Annotated in this window: 17 protein-coding genes; 12 read left to right on the forward strand and 5 right to left on the reverse strand. The window is 60.0% G+C overall.

Annotation, left to right across the window (positions count from 1 at the left end; translation table 11 throughout):
* Positions 1 to 99: 99 nt before the first annotated feature.
* Positions 100 to 441, reverse strand: a complete 342-nt coding sequence (locus tag AC3WJW_RS02665; RefSeq protein ID WP_008054180.1) for a hypothetical protein — start codon at positions 439 to 441, stop codon at positions 100 to 102.
* Positions 442 to 659: 218 nt separating this feature from the next.
* Between AC3WJW_RS02665 and rapA the strand changes: the two genes are divergently transcribed.
* On the forward strand, positions 660 to 3,506 hold the full coding sequence (gene rapA, locus AC3WJW_RS02670; protein ID WP_493725024.1) for an RNA polymerase-associated protein RapA: 2,847 nt from the start codon (positions 660 to 662) through the stop codon (positions 3,504 to 3,506).
* 149 nt (positions 3,507 to 3,655) lie between these two features.
* On the opposite strand, the gene AC3WJW_RS02675 is transcribed toward rapA, so the two are convergent.
* The gene (locus AC3WJW_RS02675) at positions 3,656 to 5,002 is read right to left on the reverse strand and encodes a spinster family MFS transporter (protein ID WP_493725025.1); all 1,347 of its coding nucleotides are present in this window, start codon (positions 5,000 to 5,002) and stop codon (positions 3,656 to 3,658) included.
* Between the two features lie 267 nt (positions 5,003 to 5,269).
* Here AC3WJW_RS02675 and AC3WJW_RS02680 point away from each other — a divergent pair, with 267 nt between their 5' ends.
* Positions 5,270 to 5,635 carry a YkgJ family cysteine cluster protein gene (locus AC3WJW_RS02680; RefSeq protein WP_102701020.1) on the forward strand — a complete coding sequence of 122 codons (366 nt, stop codon included), beginning with the start codon at positions 5,270 to 5,272 and terminating at the stop codon, positions 5,633 to 5,635.
* 146 nt (positions 5,636 to 5,781) lie between these two features.
* Positions 5,782 to 7,998, forward strand: a complete 2,217-nt coding sequence (locus AC3WJW_RS02685; RefSeq protein WP_493725026.1) for a putative bifunctional diguanylate cyclase/phosphodiesterase — start codon at positions 5,782 to 5,784, stop codon at positions 7,996 to 7,998.
* On the opposite strand, the gene AC3WJW_RS02690 is transcribed toward AC3WJW_RS02685, so the two are convergent.
* The gene (locus AC3WJW_RS02690) at positions 7,955 to 8,851 is read right to left on the reverse strand and encodes an NAD(P)-dependent oxidoreductase (RefSeq protein ID WP_493725027.1); all 897 of its coding nucleotides are present in this window, start codon (positions 8,849 to 8,851) and stop codon (positions 7,955 to 7,957) included. The two genes, AC3WJW_RS02685 and AC3WJW_RS02690, sit on opposite strands and share 44 nt — an antisense overlap.
* A gap of 196 nt (positions 8,852 to 9,047) precedes the next feature.
* Here AC3WJW_RS02690 and AC3WJW_RS02695 point away from each other — a divergent pair, with 196 nt between their 5' ends.
* The gene (locus AC3WJW_RS02695) at positions 9,048 to 11,246 is read left to right on the forward strand and encodes a hypothetical protein (protein WP_493725028.1); all 2,199 of its coding nucleotides are present in this window, start codon (positions 9,048 to 9,050) and stop codon (positions 11,244 to 11,246) included.
* 284 nt (positions 11,247 to 11,530) lie between these two features.
* Here the strand turns inward: AC3WJW_RS02695 and AC3WJW_RS02700 are convergent, their stop codons facing one another.
* Positions 11,531 to 11,836, reverse strand: a complete 306-nt coding sequence (locus AC3WJW_RS02700) for a DUF2288 domain-containing protein (RefSeq protein WP_102674187.1) — start codon at positions 11,834 to 11,836, stop codon at positions 11,531 to 11,533.
* 350 nt (positions 11,837 to 12,186) lie between these two features.
* On the opposite strand from AC3WJW_RS02700, the gene AC3WJW_RS02705 reads away from it, so the two are divergent.
* The 5 genes from AC3WJW_RS02705 (at position 12,187) to AC3WJW_RS02725 (ending at position 17,190) form a co-directional block, all read left to right on the forward strand.
* Entirely contained in the window at positions 12,187 to 13,314 is a 1,128-nt protein-coding gene (locus tag AC3WJW_RS02705; RefSeq protein WP_493725029.1) for a branched-chain amino acid ABC transporter substrate-binding protein, read from the forward strand.
* A 233-nt stretch (positions 13,315 to 13,547) separates the two neighbouring features.
* Complete coding sequence (livH, locus tag AC3WJW_RS02710; RefSeq protein ID WP_007976647.1) at positions 13,548 to 14,471, forward strand: high-affinity branched-chain amino acid ABC transporter permease LivH; 924 nt, start codon at positions 13,548 to 13,550, stop codon at positions 14,469 to 14,471.
* Complete coding sequence (locus AC3WJW_RS02715) at positions 14,468 to 15,724, forward strand: high-affinity branched-chain amino acid ABC transporter permease LivM (protein WP_102701016.1); 1,257 nt, start codon at positions 14,468 to 14,470, stop codon at positions 15,722 to 15,724. The genes livH and AC3WJW_RS02715 overlap by 4 nt, the downstream gene beginning before the upstream one ends.
* Positions 15,721 to 16,488: a high-affinity branched-chain amino acid ABC transporter ATP-binding protein LivG gene (gene livG / locus AC3WJW_RS02720; protein ID WP_007976644.1), complete on the forward strand. Its 768-nt coding sequence runs from the start codon at positions 15,721 to 15,723 to the stop codon at positions 16,486 to 16,488. The genes AC3WJW_RS02715 and livG overlap by 4 nt, the downstream gene beginning before the upstream one ends.
* The gene (locus tag AC3WJW_RS02725; protein ID WP_015093834.1) at positions 16,489 to 17,190 is read left to right on the forward strand and encodes an ABC transporter ATP-binding protein; all 702 of its coding nucleotides are present in this window, start codon (positions 16,489 to 16,491) and stop codon (positions 17,188 to 17,190) included.
* A gap of 163 nt (positions 17,191 to 17,353) precedes the next feature.
* On the opposite strand, the gene AC3WJW_RS02730 is transcribed toward AC3WJW_RS02725, so the two are convergent.
* Positions 17,354 to 18,262 carry a LysR family transcriptional regulator gene (locus AC3WJW_RS02730; protein ID WP_493725030.1) on the reverse strand — a complete coding sequence of 303 codons (909 nt, stop codon included), beginning with the start codon at positions 18,260 to 18,262 and terminating at the stop codon, positions 17,354 to 17,356.
* Positions 18,263 to 18,368: 106 nt separating this feature from the next.
* On the opposite strand from AC3WJW_RS02730, the gene AC3WJW_RS02735 reads away from it, so the two are divergent.
* The 3 genes from AC3WJW_RS02735 (at position 18,369) to AC3WJW_RS02745 (ending at position 21,523) form a co-directional block, all read left to right on the forward strand.
* Complete coding sequence (locus AC3WJW_RS02735; protein ID WP_493725031.1) at positions 18,369 to 18,968, forward strand: short chain dehydrogenase; 600 nt, start codon at positions 18,369 to 18,371, stop codon at positions 18,966 to 18,968.
* A gap of 177 nt (positions 18,969 to 19,145) precedes the next feature.
* Positions 19,146 to 19,814, forward strand: coding sequence for a COG3650 family protein (locus tag AC3WJW_RS02740; RefSeq protein WP_493725032.1), 669 nt, complete (start codon positions 19,146 to 19,148; stop codon positions 19,812 to 19,814).
* Between the two features lie 95 nt (positions 19,815 to 19,909).
* The gene (locus AC3WJW_RS02745; RefSeq protein WP_493725033.1) at positions 19,910 to 21,523 is read left to right on the forward strand and encodes an NAD(P)/FAD-dependent oxidoreductase; all 1,614 of its coding nucleotides are present in this window, start codon (positions 19,910 to 19,912) and stop codon (positions 21,521 to 21,523) included.
* Positions 21,524 to 21,567 lie beyond the last annotated feature (44 nt).

Below are 21,567 nucleotides of genomic sequence, written 5' to 3' on the forward strand. Positions count from 1 at the left end.
GCAGTCTGTGCATCGCTTGAAATGAGTTTCAGCCGCCGCAGCGTTCGGCAACCCTGCGGCAATAATGCGGCCTGACGGCCGCGCTGACCAGCCGCGCGCTCAAATCTCGATGTCGACCCACAGCCCCTGCCGCGGCTGATCTTCCATCAGCGGCGCCACCGGCACAGTGTTGTCGGCATTGAGTTCATCGCCGGGAATCGCCAGGTGCGCCTCGGGATCATTATCAGCCTCGTGGCGACGCCGTTCCTGCTCCTGCCTGCGGCGCTGTTCCTCGCGCAGCACCAGCCCGTCCTCTTCAGGATTGCGCTTTTGCAGGTCGATGGTGCTTTCACTGGAGCTTTCCTGCACCGGCACCACCGGTGGAATATCCGGGCGCTGGCGGATCGGATCAGTCTGTGAAGTGATCGGCACGGCACTCAAGGGAAGCATCGGTGGCAGCATGGTTTTCGGTCTCCTGTCAGCAGGCTGTCGGCTGCGCGGATGGCGACTTGAGCCATCGGTCGCAAACTATGACCCAATTGGCACTCATTAGTGCACTGAGCGGCGCGTCATGCACAGGTGGGCTAACGTTTGACTGTGAGTTTTTCTGAGAGTCCTTTGGCCCTGAAGCCCTCATTCCGTTAAGATAGCCGGCTTTTTCAAGGTGGGAGTCAGGCAGCATGGCGCAGCAGTATCAACCGGGGCAACGCTGGATCAGTGACAGCGAAGCCGAGCTGGGTTTAGGCACCGTTCTGGCACAGGACGGCCGCTTGTTGACCGTGCTCTACCCGGCCACTGGCGACACCCGCCAGTACGCGCTACGGAATGCGCCTCTGACCCGCGTGCGGTTTTCGCCGGGTGACTCCATCACTCACTTCGAAGGCTGGAAGCTGACCGTCCGCGAAGTCGATGATATTGATGGCCTGCTGGTTTACCACGGCCTCAACGGGCAGAACGAAGTGGTCACCCTGCCGGAAACCCAACTGTCGAACTTCATCCAGTTCCGCCTGGCCAGCGACCGTCTGTTCGCCGGCCAGATCGACCCGCTGGCCTGGTTCTCCCTGCGTTATCACACCCTGGAACACACCAGCCGTCAGTTGCAGTCCTCTCTTTGGGGCCTGGGTGGCGTGCGTGCGCAACCGATCGCGCACCAGTTGCACATTGCCCGCGAAGTCGCCGACCGTATCGCGCCGCGGGTTCTGCTGGCCGACGAAGTGGGCCTGGGCAAAACCATCGAAGCCGGCCTGGTGATCCATCGTCAGTTGCTCTCGGGCCGCGCCAGCCGTGTGCTGATCCTGGTTCCGGAGAACCTGCAGCACCAGTGGCTGGTCGAGATGCGTCGCCGTTTCAACCTGCAGGTCGCGCTGTTCGACGAAGAGCGCTTCATCGAAAGCGATGCCAGCAACCCGTTCGAAGACACCCAACTCGCGCTGGTCGCGCTTGAGTGGCTGGTGGACGACGAGAAAGCCCAAGACGCGCTGTTCGCGGCAGGCTGGGACTTGCTGGTGGTCGACGAGGCGCACCACCTGGTGTGGCACGAAGATCAAGTCAGCCCTGAATACTCGCTGGTCGAGCAACTCGCCGAAACCATTCCCGGTGTACTGTTGTTGACCGCCACCCCGGAACAACTGGGCCAGGACAGCCACTTCGCCCGTCTGCGCCTGCTCGACCCGAACCGTTTCCACGACCTGCAAGCCTTCCGCGCCGAGAGCGAAAACTATCGCCCGGTGGCCGAAGCCGTTCAGGAGTTGCTGGATCAGGGACGCCTGTCGCCGCAGGCCCACAAGACCATCCACGGGTTCCTCGGCAACGAAGGCGAAGCCCTGCTGGCCGCCGTCAACGATGGCGACACCGAAGCCAGCGCGCGCCTGGTGCGCGAACTGCTCGACCGTCACGGCACCGGCCGCGTGCTGTTCCGCAACACCCGCGCCGCCGTACAAGGCTTCCCGGAACGCAAGCTGCATCCGTACCCGCTGCCGTGCCCGGACGAATACCTCGAACTGCCGCTGGGCGATCACGCCGAGCTGTACCCGGAAGTCAGCTTCCAGGCCCAGCCGGACGCTAGCGAAGAAGAGCGCTGGTGGAAATTCGACCCGCGCGTCGAGTGGCTGATCGACCAGTTGAAGATGCTCAAGCGCACCAAAGTGCTGGTAATCTGCGCCCACGCCGAAACCGCCATGGACCTGGAAGACGCCCTGCGCGTGCGTTCCGGTATCCCGGCCACGGTGTTCCACGAAGGCATGAACATCCTCGAGCGTGACCGCGCCGCTGCCTACTTCGCCGACGAAGAGTTTGGTGCGCAAGTGCTGATCTGCTCGGAAATCGGCAGTGAAGGCCGCAACTTCCAGTTCTCCCATCACCTGGTGCTGTTCGACCTGCCGTCCCACCCCGACCTGCTGGAGCAACGTATCGGTCGACTGGACCGGATCGGCCAGAAGCACATCATCGAACTGCACGTACCGTACCTGGAAACCAGCCCGCAAGAGCGCCTGTTCCAGTGGTACCACGAAGCGCTGAACGCATTCCTCAACACCTGCCCGACCGGCAACGCCTTGCAGCACCAGTTCGGCCCGCGCCTGCTGCCGCTGCTCGAAGAAGCCGACGATAGCGAGTGGCAAGCGCTGATCGACGAAGCCCGCACCGAGCGTGAGCGCCTGGAAGCCGAGCTGCACACCGGCCGTGACCGCTTGCTGGAGCTGAACTCCGGTGGCGCGGGCGAAGGCGATGCACTGGTGGAAGATATCCTTGAGCAGGACGACCAGTTCGCGCTGCCGATCTACATGGAAACCCTGTTTGACGCCTTCGGCATCGACAGCGAAGACCATTCGGAAAACGCCCTGATCCTCAAGCCGAGCGAAAAAATGCTCGATGCCAGCTTCCCGCTGGGTGACGACGAAGGCGTAACCATCACTTACGACCGCAACCAGGCGCTGTCTCGCGAAGACATGCAATTCATTACCTGGGAGCACCCGATGGTGCAGGGCGGCATGGATCTGGTGCTGTCCGGTTCCATGGGCAACACCGCCGTGGCGCTGATCAAGAACAAGGCGCTGAAGCCGGGCACCGTGTTGCTGGAACTGCTGTACGTCAGCGAAGTGGTTGCCCCGCGCTCGCTGCAGCTGGGCCGCTACCTGCCGCCGGCCGCGCTGCGCTGCCTGCTCGACACCAACGGCAACGACCTGTCGGCCCGCGTCTCGTTCGAAACCCTGAACGACCAGCTCGAAAGCGTACCGCGTGCCAGCGCCAACAAGTTCATCCAGGCCCAGCGTGACCAGTTGACGCCACGGATCAACGCCGGTGAGGCGAAGATCCTGCCGCGCCACACTGAACGTGTCGCCGAGGCGCAACGTCGCCTGGCCGCCGATACCGACGAAGAACTGGCGCGCCTGACCGCCTTGCAAGCGGTCAACCCGACCGTGCGCGACAGCGAACTGGTGGCCCTGCGCAAACAACGCGAACAAGGCCTGGCCATGCTCGACAAGGCTGCGTTGCGACTGGAAGCGATTCGGGTGTTGGTGGCGGGTTAACAACCCTCCTCCACCGCTATAAAAAGAAGGCCCGCAGTGATGCGGGCCTTTTATTTTGGATCAAAGTCAAAAGATCGCAGCCTTCGGCAGCTCCTACGTTAATCCTCTGTAGGAGCTGCCGAAGGCTGCGATCTTTTGATCTTTACACCTTATGCCGTCACCGCCTCTATCTGCGGATCAACCGCCACCAACCCTTCCTTCATCCGCTTGGCATCGCGCACAAAACACCGCGAAGCCAGGAACAGAAACACCACGGTAAATAACAGCGCCACCGGAATCAGGTACATCGCGTCATGCAGGCCAACCGCCTTGAACGCTTCGGTCATCTGCTCGGCGCCGGCGGCGAGCATCGCCGTGTGGGCAAAGTGATCGGACAAGGCCCCGACCACCACCGGCCCCAGGCCACCGCCCAACAGGTACAGCCCGGCAAAGAACAGCGCCATGGCCGTTGCCCGCAAACGCGGCTCGACCACGTCCTGAATCGCCGTGTAGACACAGGTGTAGAAGTTGTAGGCGAACAGCCAGCCGACACTGAATACGGCGACGAACACACCAATCTCGATTCGCCCGGAATGCAGCGCCCACGCGGTGCAGACCGTCGAAATCACCAGGCTGAAAGCGGCAAACAATAGCCGCCCGTTGGCGACCCGCTGGTGAATCTTGTCCGCGATCCAGCCACCGAGGGTCAGGCCGACCAAACCGGTCACACCGACAATAACCCCGGTCGCCACTGCAGCTTCCTGCAACGGCATGAGGAAGTAGCGTTGCAGCATCGGCACCAGAAACGAATTGCAGGCATAGGTGGCGAAGTTGAAACACAGGCCCGCCATCACCAGCCACAGGAAGGTTGGTACGGCCAGTACCCGACGGATCGGTCGATCGATCTTTTCCTGCGAAACCTGAACGCTCTCGGCGGCGCCGCGTTTCGGTTCCCTGATGAAAAACATGAAGATCGCCAGGATCAACCCGGGCACCGCCGCGATAAAGAACGGCGCGCGCCAGCTATCGAAGGCCTTGACCATCGCGCCGATGGTGAAGAACGCCAGCAACAGCCCCAACGGCAACCCCAGCATGAAGATGCCCATGGCCCGTGCCCGGCGGTGCGCCGGAAACAGATCACCGATCAGCGAGTTGGCGGCTGGCGCGTAACTGGCTTCGCCGATGCCCACGCCCATGCGCACAATCAGGAAGCTCCAGAAACTGCCCACCATGCCGTTGACGGCCGTCAACCCGCTCCACACAGCGAGTCCCCAGCCCATCAGCTTGCTGCGCGAACCGGTATCGGCCATGCGCCCCAGCGGCAAGCCGGCAATGGCGTAGACGATGGTGAATGCCGTTCCAATGATCCCCAACTGGAAATCACTGAGGTGCCATTCCATGCGAATGGGTTCGATGATGATGGCCGGGATGGTGCGGTCGAAAAAATTGAACAGGTTGGCCAGGAACAACAGGAACAGGATGCGCCAGGCATTGGCCGCTTGGGTCGAGTTCTGCATGGGTCCGTCTCTTTTATTGTTTTTGGGGCGTCACTGCCCCCGGACTTTGCAATCTAGACAGGCCGGCCGCACCTGTCTTTCATTATTCGCCAGACTGATACCTGCCCATGGTGCACAACCTGTGGGAGCTTTCGCAGGGCGGGTATTTCGCAGCTCGTCCGACCGATGAAAAATACCGCTCGCCCCCCCTTCCCAAGCCGTTGCCGAAGCCTAGAATAGCGGCCTGATTCCCCCCTGTGCCTCCACTCCTCCTTACGATAATCGCCCATGTCCGAAGCCAGTCCGTGTCTGAATTGCGGTGCCTGCTGTTCTCATTTTCGCGTGTCATTTTTCTGGGGTGAGTGCGCCTCGTCCGGGGGGACGGTACCCGATGAACTTGTCGAGCAGATCAGCCCCAGCCGGGTCGCGATGATCGGCACCGGCTGCAAACCCGTGCGCTGCACCAGCCTGGTCGGAGACGTGGGCAGTACGGTGCAGTGCTCGATTTACGAAAAACGCTCCAGCACCTGCCGGGAATTCGACGCTTCATGGGTCGATGGCCAGGCCAATCCCGACTGCGACGCGGCCCGTGCCGCATTCGGCTTGCCGGCCCTGCAACCGGTGTTCGAGACGCCTCAGAAGCAAATCGCCTGAGTAATAGCACCAATCGCTATTAGGTTAATGTCAAAATATTTGGCACCAATGTGCCACTACCGCTTGCGCTCCATCCATGCCCTCTATACTCCATGACATTCGCTGGCGCCCTTGCTCCGGCCCGAGGGATAACGATGGGGCATGCTATGGAGTGGCTTGGTCTGCATTTCATTACCGAGCTACCAGAGAGTGGGCAGGTCATACTCAATTGCACACATGACCCTTTTCTGGTGCTGCTGGCTTATCTGGTCGCCTGTGTCGGCTGTTTCGCGACACTGGACATGGCCGAACGGGTAGCCCACGCTGAAAAAACCGCGTCCAAAACGCGCTGGCGCTGGGTGGGCAGCGGTTGCCTGGCGGGCAGTATCTGGGCCATGCACTTCGTCGCGATGCTGGCATTCCAGGCGCCTGTCGACCTTCACTACCAACTGCCTGTCACGGTGTTCTCGCTAACCATCGCGCTGCTCGCCGCGTGGCTGGCCATGCATACCCTCAGCCTTCCCGAGCTGAGTTTTCGACAGTGCCTCAAGTCATCGATCGGGATCGGCCTGGGTATCGCGACCATGCATTACGTGGGCATGGCGGCCATGCACTCCAACGCTTCGGTCTATTACCATCCGGGCCTGTTTGCCCTTTCCATCGCGATCGCGATCGGTGCCGCGCTGGCAGCCCTGTTGCTGGCATGGTATCTGCGCAACGGCGCCGGGATGCTGCACCAGCTCTTCAAATACTGCGCCAGCCTGTTGCTAGGGGCTGGCATCCTGAGCATGCACCTCACGGCCATGGCCGCCTTCAATCTGGTGTTGCCCAGCGACAGCCTGCCAGTGCAAACCGGCGAACACAGCCATCTGCAACTGGCGCTGACCGTGACGGTCATGACCCTGCTGATCATCGGGAGCAGCATCAGCGCGGCACTGGCGGACAAGAAACTGCAACACAAGGACCACGACCTGCAGCGGGTCAACTCCCTGCTCAGCCAACTGGACCAGGCGCGCATGTCGCTGCAGCAGGTGGCGCACTACGACGCGCTGACCAACCTGATCAACCGTCGCGGGTTCAACCAGATCTTCGCCGAAAAACTCATCGAGAAAACCAACGAAGGCGGGATGCTGGCTGTCCTGTTCCTGGATATCGACCATTTCAAGCGGATCAACGACAGCCTTGGCCACGATGCTGGAGACGAACTGCTCAAAGTGCTTGCCGCGCACATCAAGAGCTCGGTTCGCAGTCACGAGGATGTGGTCGCACGCTTCGGCGGCGACGAGTTCTGCCTGCTCATCGACCTGCATGATCGTGACGAAGCGCGACAGTTGGCCCAACGCATCATGCTGAAAATGAAGGAGCCCATCGAACTGGCCGGCAGGCGCATGGTGATGACCACCAGCATCGGTATCAGCCTGTTTCCGGAAGACGGCAAGACCTGTGAGGAACTGTTGAAGAACGCCGACCTCGCGCTGTATCAGTCCAAGGGCAGCGGCCGCAACGGGTTGAATTTTTTCAGCGCCAACCTGAAAACCCGCGCCACGCTTGAGCTGCAACTGGAAGAAGAATTGCGCCACGCCCTGCGTGAAGACACCGGCCTGATGCTCTATTACCAGCCAATCTATGACCTCAAGACCGGTCAGGTCAGCAAGCTCGAAGCCTTGATCCGCTGGCAACATCCGGTCCACGGATTCCTCGTGCCGGATCGCTTTATCGCCATCGCCGAGGCCAATGGCCTGATCGCCGAGCTGGACAACTGGGTGCTGCGCAAGGCCTGCGAGGATTTGGGCGAGCTGTCGCGCCAAGGCTGTGAAGACCTCAAGATCGCCGTGAATTGTTCGCCCCTGAACCTGGCGCGCGAAGAACTGGCCGATGAGATCGAGTACGCGTTGCGGGCCGCCGGTGTGGAGCCCCATCGGCTGGAGCTGGAAGTCACGGAAAACGCCTTGATGGGCAATATCGCCAATACACTGGTGTTGCTGCGGCAGATACGCGCCCTCGGCGTATCGCTGTCGATCGATGACTTCGGCACCGGCTATTCATCCCTGGCCTACCTCAAGCGCTTGCCGCTCAATACGCTGAAAATCGACCGCTCGTTCATCCAGGACATTCCCAAGGCGACCCAGGACATGGAAATTGTCCAGGCCATTATTGTCATGGCCCATACCCTGCAACTGCAAGTGGTCACCGAAGGGGTCGAAACCTTCGAGCAATACCAGTTCCTGGAAAACCATGGCTGTGACTTCGTTCAGGGCTATTTGCTCAGTCGGCCGGTGCCGCTGACCGAGTTACTCCCGGTGCTGAACGAAATCAACCAGCGCAAGCACGCCTACACAGTCACAGCGCTGAGTCTGGCTCACGGTACATCTGCACTAATGTAGACGGATCTTTTTCAAGGAAACCCTGACTCCCGTGCAGACGCATCAACTGCGCGGCCAGACCGCTGATCGGTGTCGCCGAGCCCTGCTCACGGGAAAACTTAACTGCGGCATCCAGATCCTTGAGCAAGGTGCGCACGTGCCACTTGACCGGTTCGAAACGGTTTTCAGCCATCTGCGGGACCAGGAACTGCAAGGGTTTCGAATCGGCAAAGCCGCCGGCCAGCGCTTCGGCGATCAGGCTTGCGTCAACCCCGGAACGTTCCGCCAGCGCGACCACTTCGGCGATCACCAATGCATTGCAGGCGACGATCATCTGATTGCACGCCTTGGTCACCTGCCCTGCCCCGACACCGCCCATGTGTGTCACACGTTGCCCCAGGTTCAACAGGACAGGCCGGACCCGTTCCAGATCCTGTGCGTCACCGCCGACCATGATCGCCAGGCTCCCGGCTTCTGCACCGACCACGCCACCGGACACTGGCGTATCGAGCCAGCCCATGCCGGTTCTACCGACGAGGTCTGCGGCCATCTCTCGCGTGGCGTTAGGCTCCAGGCTGGAAAAGTCCACCAGCAACTGGCCTTTTCTTGCCCCCTCGACAATGCCTGCCGGACCAAACACCACCTCACGTACGACCGCCGTATCCGCCAGGCACAACATCACCACGTCAGCGTGCTGACACAGCTCGGCCGGGCTGGCGACCAGGCGTGCGCCCGCCTCGACCAGTGGTTTGCACTTGTCCGGATTGCGATTCCATACCGCCAGCGGAAAACCCGCGGCCAGCAGTCGCCGGCACATCGGCAACCCCATCAGGCCGATCCCGGCAAACCCCAGCGAAGGTAGCATTGACATCATTTAGCCTCCTTTTGATTAAAGATCGCCAAATACTGGCCGATTCATCATGACTTGGGAAAGGATTCCCCCCGAGCAATGCTCAGGCCAAAGACCAAGGCATGGTCCAGGTACGCGCTGAAAAAAGACGCGATTCTATTCCGTGACGGTTCGACGACAGTGAGTCGGCCAACCAATCAGCCCAGGTAGATGGCGAACAATGACTTCTAAAAACAACCCGGCCACTGCGGTAACCGATCTGACGTTGAGCCCCGCGGCCAACAGCCCGTCATCACCGAAGCCATTGATTCAATCCCGCCCGTTGGCGACCCAGCAATATCTCTACTTCACCGAAACCAACACCGACCGCATCCTCGATAACCTCGACGGCCTGCGCGACATGGTGTTCCCGCGTCCACCGCATCTGGAAGGCGACAGCGAACAGCACAGCGACCAGGAATTCCCCTCGGTGTGCCTGATCGGCCTGGGCCGCTGCGGCTCGAACATTGCGCTGGACGTGGCAGAGCTGGTGTACAACGCCCGCAAGTTCTATCTCAACGAATTCAACAACGAAGATCGCCTGTCACCGGACAAGCGTTTTGCCGAAAAGGGCTACAGCCCGGCCCAGTGGATCCGCAACAACCTGCGCCTGGGCCAGAACAAGAACACCAAACCGGTGTTTCTGGTCGAGCCGCTGGTGATGCTCGGCGACCTGGACAAAGACATCGCCGGACGCATCCGCTTCTCGCGCAAGGGCGAAAAAAGCGGCTTCCTGCGCGACTACAGCAAAATGAAAATCATGGACCTGTCGGAAGTCCATGCCGGTGGCGCCGGTAACGCGCCGATCCTCGGCCAGTACCTGGCCAAGATCATCCTGAACAAGGACACCCAGCGCTTCTCCAGCCCTGACTGGAAAATGATTCACTCCTACCTGATCGACAGCTGCGGCATCAAGGCCAACCAGTCGCGCCTGTATTTCTCGATCTTCAGTGCCGGTGGCGGTACCGGCTCCGGCATGGCCTCGGAATTCGGCCTGGCCCAGCAGCACTCGTACATGAACAAGACGTTCGACACCAAGCCGATGGACGAGCATGACAGCAAGAGCGGCCACTCCTTCGTCTTCGAACCGATCTTCACCAGCGGCATCTGTGTACTGCCGAACATTTCCGACCACCGCAGTGAAATGTCCGAGGCGCTGCACATCAACGCCGGCCGCCTGCTGTGCAAATACCTGTCGGAAGAGTGGGACTTCTCCTACAACTTCGCCAACGAAGACAGCAGCGAAGCCAGCGTCATGGGCCGCATCCGCCCATGGAACGCGATGATGCTGATTTCCAACGACATCATGCGTTACGCCGAAGAGAACGATGACGGCAATATCCAGAACATTGATGTCAATGCCATGGAAAAGCACGCCAACCAATACATCTCACAGCAGATATTCAACATTCTGACGGCTCAGGCGGTCACAACCGACTACGACCAGAACTATTTCCGTCGGGCCGGCATCGACATCGGCGAAACCATTCGCCTGGACGCCAACGACCTGTTCATGAGCCTGGCCGGCCCGGTGGCGATTGCCTATGCCGAGTCCGTGGTGCCGGAAACCCCGCCGCCAAGCAGCGACAAGTTCAAGGTGTTCGAGAAAGAGCCGCAGCGCCTGAACATCGACGACCTGTTTTTCCGTTCGATCGACCTGCCGCACTTCAACAAGGTCACCCAGGCCATCGAAGGCATCAGCCTGTTGCCGATCGAGTCCAAGCGCTATCGCGCGTCGCTGGAGCAGTACAAGAACTCGGGTTACGACGCGGCGGCCCTGCACGACCTGCACTTCTTCAAGAATTGCTCGTCGGTGGTGTCGATCGTTTCCTTGCCGAAGGACTACAAGCTGTCCTACATGGACCTGAACCGGTTGAAGACCCACCTCAACAGCCTGTTCCCCAACACCACGCTCAAGCGCTACGCGCTGGTGATCGGTGCCTCGGCCAACCTGTCCCTGACCACCCTGATTGCCAAGAGCCCGTGCCTGTCGGACGATTTCCTGACGCTGATCGTGGCCTTTATCAAACGTTGCTTTGCGAAATCTGCCTACCGTTTCGACGAAACCCTGGACAACTCGATCCTGGACTTCATCGTCCAGGAAGAATTCGACGAAGGCCGTATCGACGACTTGCTCAATGAATTCGAGAACCCGGCGAAGATCCTCGATACCAACTGGTACGCGATCAAGCCGATGTATGAGAAGAAGTATCGCGAGCTGATCAACGACAAGGAAAAATTCGTCTCGATCAACGACATCCGTCTGTCGCGCGATTGCGTGAAGAAAGCGATCAAGTACCTGCGCGAGATCTATCGTCACCGCATCGGCAAGACCAAGGTTATTTCGCTGAATAACCATACGGGTAAGACGGCTTACTAAGCGTCGCCCCCATTCGCGAGCAAGCCCGCTCCCACATTCGACTGCATTCCATCTGGAAGAACACGGTTAAATGTGGGAGCGGGCTTGCTCGCGAAGGCGGCCTTGAATTCAACGCAAATCAACATCCAGAAACAATTGAGCAGCCGTTCAGTTGCCCTCCCAACTGTTCCCGTTACGTTTACGTCACCGTGAGGCTGTGGCCTTTCTCTACGGCAACATGCCATCACGCTACTCGGCTACACACTTTCCTGCCTGAAGGGAGCGCACCAAGCCGGTGCATCCGTTTAAACCTGCGCCCTTTCCTGGATCAGAATCCACGGCGAAACAACCACCGCCCACAACTGCGGATCACGTTCAAAAAGATCCAGCGCCCGCGTTTCAGACAGCTTGGCGAGCTTGTCAGCAGCCAGCCAGGCAGCCACTTTCTCCCCTTCATCCTGGGCCACGGCCTCGGCGGCGGCGATCAGATCCAGGCCCGGATCGACCCACAATAGGGCACCCTTGGCAAAGAACGGCTCCAACTCTTTCCAGGTAATAGATGCGGTTTCACCAAGCAGCTTGGCATAGAGGGTGCTAGGTTCTTGATTCATGGGACTGTCCGGAAAAGAAATCGACGCAGATGATAACGTCGGTGGACTGGCAGAAAAACCCGGATGCAATTGAGTGACCGAAATGAAAAGCGCAGGAAAGCCAGGGAATGCACTGAATCCGGCTATAAGCCCCTCATCGCCCCGCCGCAATTCTGTCTTTTTCTTTCAATAAAGCGACACTTGCAGGTTTTGCCCCTCGGCGCCGCCTTCCCAGGCTGACAATCGGCGCTCTACACTGTACCGGTACAGTTGCCGAGGGGCTTTTCCGGGGAATGTCGTAGATATCTGACCCGGTTCTGCTGCTTTCGGCGCCAGGACTATAAAAACTACAACAGTAAGAGTGGAGCACTATGACTAAGGCTACTAAGCAGATTTCCAAACTGTTTGCCGCTATGGTTCTGGCCGGGGTTGCCAGCCATTCGTTCGCAGCTGACACCATCAAGATCGGCATCGCCGGCCCTAAAACCGGTCCTGTAGCCCAATACGGCGACATGCAGTTCAGCGGCGCCAAAATGGCCATTGAACAGATCAACGCCAAAGGCGGCGTAGACGGCAAGAAACTCGAAGCCGTTGAATACGATGACGCCTGTGATCCAAAACAAGCGGTAGCGGTCGCGAACAAAGTCGTCAACGACGGCGTCAAGTTCGTGGTCGGCCACCTGTGCTCCAGCTCCACTCAACCGGCTTCGGACATCTACGAAGACGAAGGCGTGATCATGATCACCCCGGCTGCCACCAGCCCGGACATCACCGCCCGTGGTTACAAAATGGTCTTCCGTACCATCGGTCTGGACAGCGCCCAGGGCCCTGCCGCCGGTAACTACATCGCCGACTTCGTCAAACCGAAAATCGTTGCTGTCCTGCACGACAAACAGCAGTACGGTGAAGGCATCGCCAGCGCCGTGAAGAAAACCCTGGAAGGCAAAGGCGTCAAGGTTGCAGTGTTCGAAGGCGTCAACGCCGGCGACAAAGACTTCTCCTCGATGATCGCCAAGCTCAAGCAAGCCAACGTCGACTTCGTCTACTACGGCGGCTACCACCCTGAGCTGGGTCTGATCCTGCGTCAATCCCAGGAAAAAGGCCTGAAAGCCAAGTTCATGGGTCCGGAAGGCGTGGGTAACGACTCCATTTCGCAGATCGCCAAGGACGCTTCCGAAGGCCTGCTGGTGACCCTGCCGAAATCCTTCGACCAGGATCCGGCCAACATTGCCCTGGCTGACGCGTTCAAGGCCAAGAAAGAAGACCCGAGCGGTCCGTTCGTGTTCCCGGCCTACTCGGCTGTGGAAGTGATCGCCGAAGGCATCAAGGCAGCCAAGTCCGAAGACTCCGCCAAAGTGGCTGAAGCCATCCACAAAGGCACCTTCAAGACCCCTACCGGCGACCTGAGCTTCGACGAGAAAGGCGACCTGAAGGACTTCAAATTTGTGGTTTACGAGTGGCACTTCGGCAAACCAAAAACTGAAGCCAAGCCTCAGTAAGGCGTTGCCTGACTGACTGCCAATAAAGCCCACGGCGTGCCGTGGGCTTTGTTTTACGAACGTACTTGGGCCGCGCTGGCGTGATCCGCCAGTCTCCCCACCTGAAAATCTCAAAACCGTCATCAGCGGTTCGCTGGCAAACCCCGAATTCGAAGTGGATGCAGATCCACGGGGCTCGGGCGGGAAAATGACTCCACCAGTGAAATGCGTATCAGGTTTTTAGGAGCGCTGTAATGCCTGACATCTATCACTTTTTCCAACAGCTGGTTAATGGCATGACCATTGGCAGCACGTATGCCCTGATCGCCATCGGCTATACGATGGTTTACGGCATCATTGGAATGATCAACTTCGCCCACGGCGAGGTGTACATGATCGGCTCCTACGTGGCGTTCATCGCCATCGCCGGGCTGGCCATGCTGGGACTCGACAGCGTTCCGCTGTTGATGACCGCTGCTTTCCTTGCAACCATCGTTGTCACCAGTGCCTATGGCTACAGCATCGAACGGATCGCCTACCGCCCCTTGCGCGGCAGCAACCGTCTGATCCCGCTGATCTCCGCCATCGGCATGTCGATCTTCCTGCAGAACACCGTTCTGCTGGCGCAAGACTCCAAGGACAAATCCATCCCCAACCTGATTCCGGGCAATATTGCCTTTGGGCCAGGTGGCGCACATGAAGTGCTGATTTCCTACATGCAAATCGTGGTGTTCGTGGTGACCCTGGTCGCCATGCTCGGCCTGACGCTGTTCATCTCCCGCTCTCGCCTGGGCCGCGCCTGCCGCGCCTGCGCCGAAGACATCAAGATGGCCAACCTGCTGGGTATCAACACCAACAACATCATCGCCCTGACCTTCGTCATCGGTGCCGCGCTGGCGGCCATCGCGGCCGTGCTGCTGAGCATGCAATACGGCGTGATCAACCCGAACGCCGGTTTCCTGGTCGGCCTCAAGGCCTTCACCGCAGCGGTACTGGGCGGTATCGGCAGCATTCCGGGCGCCATGCTCGGCGGGCTCGTATTGGGTGTGGCGGAAGCCTTTGGTGCCGATATCTTCGGCGACCAGTACAAGGACGTCGTGGCGTTCGGCCTGCTGGTTCTGGTGCTGTTGTTCCGGCCAACCGGCCTGCTGGGCCGTCCGGAGGTTGAGAAGGTATGACTAGGAATCTTAAACAGGCGCTGTTCAGCGCCTTGCTGGTGTGGGCCGTGGCCTACCCGGTACTCGGTCTGAAGCTGACCATCGTCGGCATCAACCTCGAAGTTCATGGCACCAGCGACGCCACCCTGATCACCATCGCGGTGTGTTCGGTGCTGATGTTCCTGCGTGTGCTGTTCGACCAGCAGATCAGCTCGGCCTGGCGTTCGTCGCCAAGCATGCCGCTGATTCCGGCCAAGGCCAGCAACTTCCTGACCCTGCCGACCACGCAACGCTGGGTCATCATCGCGCTGATCGCCGGTGCCCTGGTCTGGCCGTTCTTCGGCTCCCGCGGTGCGGTGGATATCGCCACGCTGGTGCTGATCTACGTGATGCTCGGCCTCGGCCTGAACATCGTGGTCGGCCTGGCCGGCCTGCTCGACCTCGGTTACGTCGGTTTCTATGCCGTCGGCGCCTACAGCTACGCGCTGCTGTCGCACTACTATGGCCTGAGCTTCTGGATCTGCCTGCCGATTGCCGGCCTGATGGCGGCCACTTTCGGCTTCCTGCTGGGCTTCCCGGTGTTGCGCTTGCGCGGTGACTACCTGGCGATCGTGACACTGGGCTTCGGTGAAATCATCCGTCTGTTCCTGCGCAACCTGACCGACATCACTGGCGGTCCGAACGGCATCAGCAATATCGAGAAACCAACGTTCTTCGGCTTGACCTTCGAACGAAAAGCCGCGGAAGGCCTGCAAACCTTCCACGAGTACTTCGGCCTGGAATACAACTCGATCAACAAGGTGATTTTCCTTTACCTCGTTGCCCTGTTCCTGGCGCTGGCTGCGCTGTTCGTCATCAACCGTTTGCTGCGCATGCCGTTGGGCCGTGCCTGGGAAGCGTTGCGTGAAGACGAGATCGCCTGCCGTGCGCTGGGCCTGAACCCGACCATCATCAAGTTGTCGGCCTTCACCCTGGGTGCGAGCTTCGCCGGTTTCGCCGGCAGCTTCTTCGCCGCTCGCCAGGGCCTGGTGACGCCGGAGTCCTTCACCTTCATCGAGTCGGCGATCATCCTCGCCATCGTGGTGCTCGGTGGCATGGGCTCGCAGCTGGGCGTGATCCTCGCTGCCGTGGTGATGATCCTGCTGCCGGAAATGATGCGTGAGTTCAGTGAGTACCGCATGTTGATGTTCGGTGCCTTGATGGTACTGATGATGATCTGGCGCCCTCAGGGTCTGCTGCCCATGCAACGTCCTCACATGGAGCTGCGCAAATGAGCCGCGAGATCCTTAAAGTAGAAAACCTGAGCATGCGCTTCGGCGGCTTGCTGGCGGTCAATGGCGTGGCCTTGAGCGTGAAAGAGAAACAAGTGGTGGCATTGATCGGCCCTAACGGTGCCGGCAAGACCACCGTGTTCAACTGCCTGACCGGCTTCTACAAGCCGAGCGGCGGCAGCATCCTGCTGGACGGCGAGCCGATCGAAGGCCTGCCGGGTCACAAGATCGCCCTCAAAGGCGTGGTGCGCACCTTCCAGAACGTACGGTTGTTCAAGGACATGACCGCGGTCGAGAACCTCTTGATCGCCCAGCACCGTCACCTGAACACCAACTTCCTGTCCGGCCTGTTCAAGACCCCGTCGTTCCGCAAGAGCGAGCGCGAGGCCATGGAATACGCCGAATACTGGCTGGACAAGGTCAATCTGCGTGAGTTCGCCAACCGTCCGGCCGGCACCCTGGCCTACGGTCAGCAACGTCGCCTGGAAATCGCCCGCTGCATGATGACCCGTCCGCGGATCCTCATGCTCGACGAACCGGCCGCCGGCCTGAACCCGAAGGAAACCGAAGACCTCAAGGCGCTGATCAGTGTGCTGCGTGAAGAGCACAACGTGACCGTCCTGCTGATCGAACACGACATGAAACTGGTCATGAGCATTTCCGACCACATCGTCGTGATCAACCAGGGTACGCCCCTGGCCAACGGCACGCCGGAACAGATCCGCGACAATCCTGAAGTGATCAAAGCCTACCTGGGGGAAGCGTAAATGCTGCAGTTCGAAAACGTTTCCACCTTCTACGGCAAGATCCAGGCCCTGCACAGCGTCAACGTCGAAGTCCGCCAGGGCGAGATCGTGACGCTGATCGGCGCCAACGGTGCCGGCAAGTCCACGCTGCTGATGACGCTTTGCGGTTCGCCTCGCGCCCACAGCGGCAGCATCCGCTACATGGGTGAGGAACTGGTCGGCCAGGACTCTTCGCAGATCATGCGCAAGAGCATTGCCGTGGTGCCGGAAGGTCGTCGGGTGTTTTCCCGGCTGACCGTGGAAGAAAACCTGTCGATGGGCGGCTTTTTCACCGCCAAGGGCGACTATCAGGAACAGATGGACAAGGTCCTCGGACTTTTCCCACGCCTGAAGGAGCGCTTCAACCAGCGTGGCGGCACCATGTCCGGCGGCGAACAGCAAATGCTCGCCATCGGCCGTGCACTGATGAGCAAGCCCAAGTTGTTGCTGCTCGACGAGCCGTCGCTGGGTCTGGCACCGATCATCATCCAGCAGATCTTCGACATCATCGAACAGCTGCGCAAGGATGGTGTGACGGTGTTCCTGGTCGAGCAAAACGCCAACCAGGCACTGAAAATCGCTGACCGCGCCTACGTTCTGGAGAACGGCCGGGTAGTGATGCAAGGCACTGGTGAAGCGCTGCTGACCGACCCGAAAGTGCGCGAAGCGTACCTCGGTGGTTAAGCCTTTGCGGTAAACAAAAAAACGGCCTTTGCGGGCCGTTTTTTTTATGCCTGCGAATACGATCCTTGTAGGAGCTGCCGCAGGCTGCGATCTTTTGACTTTGATCTTTTAAGATCAAAAGATCGCAGCCTGCGGCAGCTCCTACAAGGGTCCGTGTGTGGGTTCAAAGTCGGTCCAGCGCCTCTCCACTGCGCTTGAACCAGCCGATCAAATAATCCGCCAGCACCTGCGTACGCTTGGGCAAACCACCCTGATAGGGATGCACCAGGTACATCGGCATGCTGCGGGTCTGATAGTCGCGCAGCAGCCAGCGCAAACGCCCGTCCGCCAGCTCCACTGGCAAACAGTAGGACGGCAGGCGCGCAATACCGGCGCCGACCAATGCGGCTTTCTTCAACAGGTTGTAGTGGTTGCTGGCGAACGGCCCCGACACCCGCACCCGTAACAACTCATGCTGCTGGTGATACAGCCATTCTTCGCGGCCGCTGTAATGGCTGTTGAGCAAGCAACGATGTTCGGCCAGCGCCTGGGGTGTTTGCGGTTCACCGTATTGCTCCAGATAAGCCGGGCTGGCACAGGTCAGTTCCTGCCACGCCAGCAACGGGCGCGCCACCAGTCGCTGGTCAGTGGCCACGTCAGAGCGAATCGCCAGGTCGAAGCCGTCGCGGGACAGGTCGCGGTAGCTGTTATTGAGCTCCAGCTCGATCTGCACCTGGGGATACTGGGTCGAGAACTCCAGCAACAGGCCATCGAAGAAGGTTTCCCCGAGCGACACCGGCACCGTCATCCGCACCGGCCCGGCCATGTCGTCCTTCAAACGCGCCAGGGCCTGACGCGCCCGCTCGACTTGCACCACCAGCGCCTGGGCCTGGGGCAACAACGCAGCGCCGGCGGCGGTCAGGCTCAAGCGGCGAGTGGTACGTTGCAACAGCACCACGGAAAACTGCGCTTCCAGCTGGCTGATGCGCTTGGACAGCTGGCCTTTGCTGCAACCGAGCTGCTGCGCCGCCAGGGTGAAACTTCCCGCTTCGATCAAGACGGCGAACGCAGCAAGGTCATCCATCTCGCTCATGGATTGTTTCCATTTGAAAACCAAAGGTTGCCTATTAGTGCGCTTATCTACGGAAAAAACCACCCTAAACTGATACCTCGTTCAACCCATACGAGGATCAGCCCCCATGAAAATTCTTTTGATCGGCGCAAACGGCACCATCGGTTCGGCTGTCGACAAGGAACTGTCGCAACGCCACGAAATCATCCGGATTGGCCGCAGCAGCGGCGATTTTCAGGTGGATATCAGTGATAGCGCCTCGATTCGCAAATTGTTCGAGCAGACCGGCAAATTCGATGCCCTGGTGTGTGCCGCCGGCAACGTGACCTTCGCACCGCTCAACGAGATGACCGAAGAAAGCTTTGCCCTGGGCCTGAAAGACAAGCTCATGGGCCAGGTCAATTTGCTGTTGATCGGCCGCGACTTCGCCAATGACGGCGCGTCGTTCACCTTGACTACCGGCGTACTCAGCCACGACCCGATTCGCAGTGGCGCCTCGGCGGCGCTGGTCAACGGTGCACTGGACAGCTTCGTTCGCGCTGCCGCCATCGAGCTGCCGCGCGGCCTGCGGGTGAACTCGATCAGCCCCAACGTCCTCGTCGAAGCCATGGGCAAATATGCGCCGTACTTCCGAGGCTTCAAGCCGGTGCCTGCGGCGGATGTGGCCTTGGCCTACGCCAAGAGTGTGGAAGGCCTGCAGACAGGTCAGACCTTCCACGTCGGTTAATTCCACCATTCCCTGTAGGAGCTGCCGCAGGCTGCGATCTTTTGATCTGGCCTTTGATTCAAGATCAGGATCAAAAGATCGCAGCCTGCGGCAGCTCCTACATGAAGCGGGGCAATGCAGGGTTGTGATGAACGGTCAGCCTGAGTAACGTGGCAGCACTTGTCAGGAGACCCCAAGATGCGTGTTGCCCGTTCCTTAGTCCTCGTTGCCCTGCTTCCACTGTTCGCCGCTTGCCAGTTGTTCGAGGGTGAGCGGCAGAACGCCTCCCATGTCGGCCAGACACGCATGCAAGGCCAGTTGACTGCCGCGGACGGCAAACTGCTGTTCCAGCCGTGCAACCAGACAACCCGCTACGTGGTCAACGACACCGGCGGTACCAGCGTCCTGCAGCAGGCCGCCAGCCTGGCGGACAAGCAAGGCAAGCTGTTTGCCGACGTGCGCGGGCGGGTTGTGGCCGGCAGCGGTGGTGACGGCCAGCTCGATCTGGAGCAGTTGTACCGCGTCGAGCGCTCGAGCAACGCGTGTGAGGATCCGAATTTCAAGCTGCTGATCCTGCGCGCCGCCGGCCACACCCCGGAGTGGAGCGTGAAAGTCAGCGGCAAAGGCATGGTCATCGACCGGGCCGGCCAGCCACCCTTGGCCGTACCTTACGTCGAAGAGCAACTGGGCGATGGCCGTTTCAACCTCAGCACCGAAGCCAACAACCAGCACATCGAACTGTGGGTTGCACCGCAACGCTGCGTCGACAGCAGTACCGCCAGCATCCAGCACATGAGCGCCGAGCTGCGCATCGACGGTCAGGTACAGCGCGGCTGCGGGTATTTCGGCGGATCGCGCGACGACTGATCGTTTAAGCCTCACGGGCCTGCGCCTTTGAGGCTTATAATCGCGGGTTTCAAACGCCCTGGCGCAGTTGTGCGCCCCGCGAACCGGATCCCGCCATGTTACGAATCACCGAACTCAAGTTGCCGATCGACCATCCCGATGAAGACCTGCGCCCTGCCATCGTGCAACGCTTAGGGCTCGCCAGCGATGACCTGCTCGACTTCACCTTGTTCAAGCGCAGCTACGATGCGCGTAAAAAGTCCTCCGAGCTGTGCTTCATCTACACCATCGACCTTGAAGTTCGCGACGAGGCGGCGGTGCTGCACAGGTTCGCCGATGACCGTAACGTCAACGTGGCACCGGATGTCAGCTATAAAATGGTTGGCCAGGCACCGGCCGACCTGAGCGCACGTCCGATTGTCGTCGGCTTCGGTCCGTGCGGGATTTTCGCCGGGCTGCTGCTGGCGCAAATGGGCTTCAAGCCGATCATCCTCGAACGCGGTACCGAAGTCCGCCAGCGCACCAAGGACACCTGGGGCCTGTGGCGCAAAAGCGTGCTCAACCCGGAATCCAACGTGCAATTCGGCGAAGGCGGCGCGGGGACATTCTCCGACGGCAAGCTGTACAGCCAGATCAAGGATCCGAAGTTCCTCGGTCGCAAGGTCCTGCATGAGTTCGTCAAGGCCGGTGCACCGGAAGAAATCCTCTACGTCAGCAAGCCGCACATCGGTACGTTCCGACTGACCGGCGTAGTGGAAAACATGCGTGAGCAGATTCGCGCCCTGGGCGGCGAAGTGCGCTTCCAGCAGCGTGTCACCGACGTGCTGATCGAAGACGACCAACTGATCGGCGTCGAACTCAATGGCGGCGAACAGATCCATTCGAAGCATGTGATCCTGGCCCTCGGCCACAGTGCCCGCGACACCTTCCGCATGCTCCACGGCCGTGGTGTGTACATGGAGGCCAAGCCTTTTTCGGTGGGTTTCCGCATCGAGCACCCGCAGTCGCTGATCGACCGTGCGCGCCTGGGCAAGTACGCCGGGCACCCAAAACTCGGCGCCGCCGACTACAAACTGGTGCACCACGCCAAGAACGGCCGTTCGGTCTACAGCTTCTGCATGTGCCCGGGCGGCACCGTGGTGGCGGCGACGTCGGAGCCGAACCGCGTGGTGACCAATGGCATGAGCCAGTACTCGCGTAACGAGCGCAATGCCAACTCCGGGATCGTTGTCGGCATTACCCCGGAAGTCGATTATCCGGGCGGCCCGCTGGCCGGTATCGAACTGCAGGAACGCCTGGAGTCCCACGCCTTTGTGCTGGGCGGCAGCAACTACGAAGCCCCGGCGCAACTGGTCGGCGATTTCATCGCGGGCAAGCCGTCCACCGAACTGGGCAGTGTCGAGCCGTCCTACAAGCCAGGCGTTGCCCTGGGTGATCTGGCGCTGGCACTGCCGGCGTTCGCCATCGAGGCGATTCGCGAAGCCTTGCCGGCGTTCGAAAAGCAGATTCGTGGCTACTCGTTGCACGACGCGGTGTTGACCGGCATCGAGACCCGCACCTCCTCGCCGCTGCGTATTACCCGTAACGAATCGATGCAGAGCCTGAACGTGAAAGGCTTGTTCCCGGCCGGTGAAGGTGCCGGTTATGCGGGCGGGATTCTGTCGGCGGGTGTGGACGGGATTCGGATCGCCGAGGCTGTGGCTCGGGATATCCTTGGCCTGGAGGCTTAAGGTTTAAAGCAAAAGATCGCAGCCTTCGGCAGCTCCTACAGGAT

It is taken from the genome of Pseudomonas sp. GW821-FHT07G06 (genome assembly GCF_058986625.1).